The organism is Stieleria sp. (genome assembly GCF_041595215.1).
Taxonomy (GTDB): Bacteria; Planctomycetota; Planctomycetia; order Pirellulales; family Pirellulaceae; genus Stieleria; species Stieleria magnilauensis.
In genome coordinates, this window is the sequence record NZ_JBFHKV010001045.1 from 1 (window position 1) to 3,018 (window position 3,018).

A 3,018-nucleotide genomic window follows, 5' to 3' on the forward strand; every position below is an offset into this window, starting at 1 on the left:
CAATTGGTCCGTCGGATTCGCCAGGACCGGCCGGAAATTCCGGTGATCGTGATGACGGCGATGGGGTCGGCCACCAATGCCATCGAAGCGTTAGAAGTCGGCGCGGCGAGCTTTGTCCCCAAATTACAGTTGACCGAACGACTGTCCGATACCGTCCGGCAAGTGCTGATGCTCAAGCACGCCGTCCATCCCTACGGCGGCGTCGTCCGCTGTCTTTCCGACGCCGAGTTGACGTTTCATTTGCGCAGCGACATCAATCTGATCCCCCAATTCGTCGACTTGGTCCAACGGACCACCTCGGGGTTGGCCATTTGCGATGCGACCGAAGCGATCCGCATCAGCCTGGCACTCGAAGAGGCGTTGCTCAACGCGTTGGTGCATGGCAATTTCGAATTGACCGCGGAAGTGGCCAGCAACGGCATCAACCCGTCCAGCGACGTGTTTTGCAATCGGTCCGACGAACCGCCGTACTGCGACCGAACCATTTTCGTCCGACTCAGTGTTTCCGGCGCCGCGATGAAATTTGTCATCCGAGATGAAGGCCCCGGCTTTGATGTCGCTCAACTACCCGATGAAAACGATTTGACGCCCTTTGAAGGCGGCATCGGCCGCGGTATTCGACTGATGCGTTCATTCATGGACAACGTGTCGTTCAATGCCAAGGGCAATGAAGTCACGCTCGTGAGAGACTTTCGATCCACCGCCGACGGTTAGCCAACCCGATGGAACTCGACTAATCACCCGATGTGCTGCCACCCCATCATCCGACCGAAGTGATGCCGATGATCAAGCTACGCCGAATACTCACCGTGATTGACGTTGAGACGTCTGCGGATTCACCGCTGACCGATGCATTGGCCATGGCGGCACGCAACCAAGCGGAATTGCATCTGCTACACGTGGTGGCCAAGCACGCGATTCCACGCTTCGGCAGCGAGAAACGTTTGCACCAGGCCCGCGAAAAACTGGTCGCCCTGCAAATCCCCAACGATCAGGTTACGGTCAAACGCGACATTCGACGCGGAACGCTGACCGATTGCATCTCCGGCTATGTCCGCGATCACGGCATCAACATGCTGTACCTTGCCCCGGAAGGCGTCGGCGCGACGGACAAAAAGGAGTTTCGTTCGATCGTCAATCGCGTGCTCGACGTGGTGACCATCCCGGTGTTGATCAAACCCTTCGAAAACCAAGCCCAATCGGGTCAGATCCATCGCGCCGCCGAGGTGGTCGAAGCCCTCGGCGACGAGCCCCGGACCGGCCAGCACGATCAAACGCTCGTCCAGCTGCGTGAGGCCGTTGAAGCGGAATTGCAATTGCCGCGAGAACAAGCCGAACGCCTGGTCGCACAAATGGAAACGCGAGGCATCTTGACCTGGACGGAATCGGCCGATGGCGACGACCCGGAGAAGCATCTCGGACACTGGCAGGTCCACGTGGAGAAAACCGAGGACGCCCCCGCGTCGGTCGAGGCTGCCGAAGATTTCGCCGAAACGACGACGGCGATCAGCTTGCTGCGTCGAGCGATCGAAGCCGAAGCCACCGACATTCATCTCGACCCGCTCTCCAAAAATGAATACGTCGTCCATTTTCGTGTCGACGGAAAGATGCAGCAGTTCTGCACCATGCATCAGAACATCGCGTCTCAAGCGATGAAGCAACTCAAACTGATGGCCAACGTCAGCCTGTCGGATCCCTTTCGGCCCTCCGAAAGTCGCCTGGAGCTGCCCGATTCGATCTCGACCCACGAGGTCCGCATCACGACGGCACCGGTCGCCCAGGGCGAAGCCATCGCGTTGCGATTGATCGATTATGAACAATCCCGCAAACCGCTCAGCGAGCTGGGGCTTTCCCAAAACTCGTTCGCCTCGGTTTACCGCATGCTGCATCGGCGGTCCGGAGTCGTTTTGATTAGCGGCCCGACGGGGGCCGGCAAAACGACGACGGCTTACTCGATGCTGAATGTCCTGTTTTCGGAAAAACAAAACATCATTTCGATCGAAGACCCGGTCGAATTGATCGTTCCGTTCATGAGACAGATCGACGTCGATCAGCGGCATGGATTCACGATGCAGGCGGGGCTGTCGACCATCTTGCGGATGGATCCCGACGTCGTCTTCGTCGGCGAGATCCGCGATCGTGAAGGCGCCAAGGTCGCGATGCATGCCGCGTCCTGTGGAAAGCGCGCGTTCAGCACGATCCACCGACGCGACGTCTCGTCGACGCTCTCGGCGATGCAAGATTTCGAAATCGATCCGACCACATTGGCGAGCAACCTGGCCGGCGTGATCACCCAACGACTGGTCCGTCGACTGTGCACGCATTGTTGTCAGATCAGTCCGGTGACGAAGCAAGAGCAAGCGCTTTTCGAAGCCCACAAGCTGGTCGTGCCGACGACGATCGCCCGCCCCCGATCTTGCGAGCACTGTCGCGGCACCGGTTACAAAGGCCGAGTCGGAGTCTTCGAAGCCGTCGTGATCGATGACGAACTGATCGACGCGATCCAGACTCGCAAACCGGAATCAGAGATCCGATCGATCATCCGCGCCGGCGGGGCCGGCCTGGTACGAGACGCGTTGATGAAGGTCCGTGACAAAATCACGTCGATCCAAGAAGTCCAAGACATGAGTTGGATGACCGAAACGATGCCGATCGAAAGCCCGGCGGAGAACAAGAACGATACCTATCAACGCGGCGCACCGTTTCTTCACCTGCCCACCCGTTGAACCGAAAGCGGACCTCTTCGCGTGGCGGGTGCGATGCCGCCGGCCCCCCTCTGATGACGGCCAAGGCCCCGAATGGGGCAACACCTCAAAAAGGTTGCATAAACTCCCTTTAGACGGCTATACTGCGGATCGATGCATCGCTCGGGCCAATGGATTGATCCCGCCCGGGTCCCACCTGAATCATCCCACCACTCACCCCGGCCTGATCATGTTGACGATCAAGGGTCCTTCCAGTCGCTATTGCGACGGACGAAACCGGCGAAGCTTTCTAAAGATCGGCGGCCTGTCCTTC

3 protein-coding genes are annotated in these 3,018 nt (G+C 58.7%); all 3 read left to right on the forward strand.

Annotation, left to right across the window (positions count from 1 at the left end; genetic code table 11):
* A partial coding sequence (locus ABX749_RS27805; RefSeq protein ID WP_372898895.1) for an ATP-binding protein occupies nt 1-714 on the forward strand: 714 nt, incomplete at its 5' end.
* 68 nt (nt 715-782) lie between these two features.
* On the forward strand, nt 783-2,726 hold the full coding sequence (locus tag ABX749_RS27810; RefSeq protein WP_372898896.1) for an ATPase, T2SS/T4P/T4SS family: 1,944 nt from the start codon (nt 783-785) through the stop codon (nt 2,724-2,726).
* 94 nt (nt 2,727-2,820) lie between these two features.
* On the forward strand, nt 2,821-3,018 hold a 198-nt coding region (locus ABX749_RS27815; RefSeq protein WP_372898897.1), incomplete at its 3' end, for a hypothetical protein.

Coding starts and splice junctions, on each gene's coding strand:
- ABX749_RS27810 (WP_372898896.1), top strand. CDS start 783: ATGATCAAGCTACGCCGAATACTCACCGTGATTGACGTTGAGACGTCT.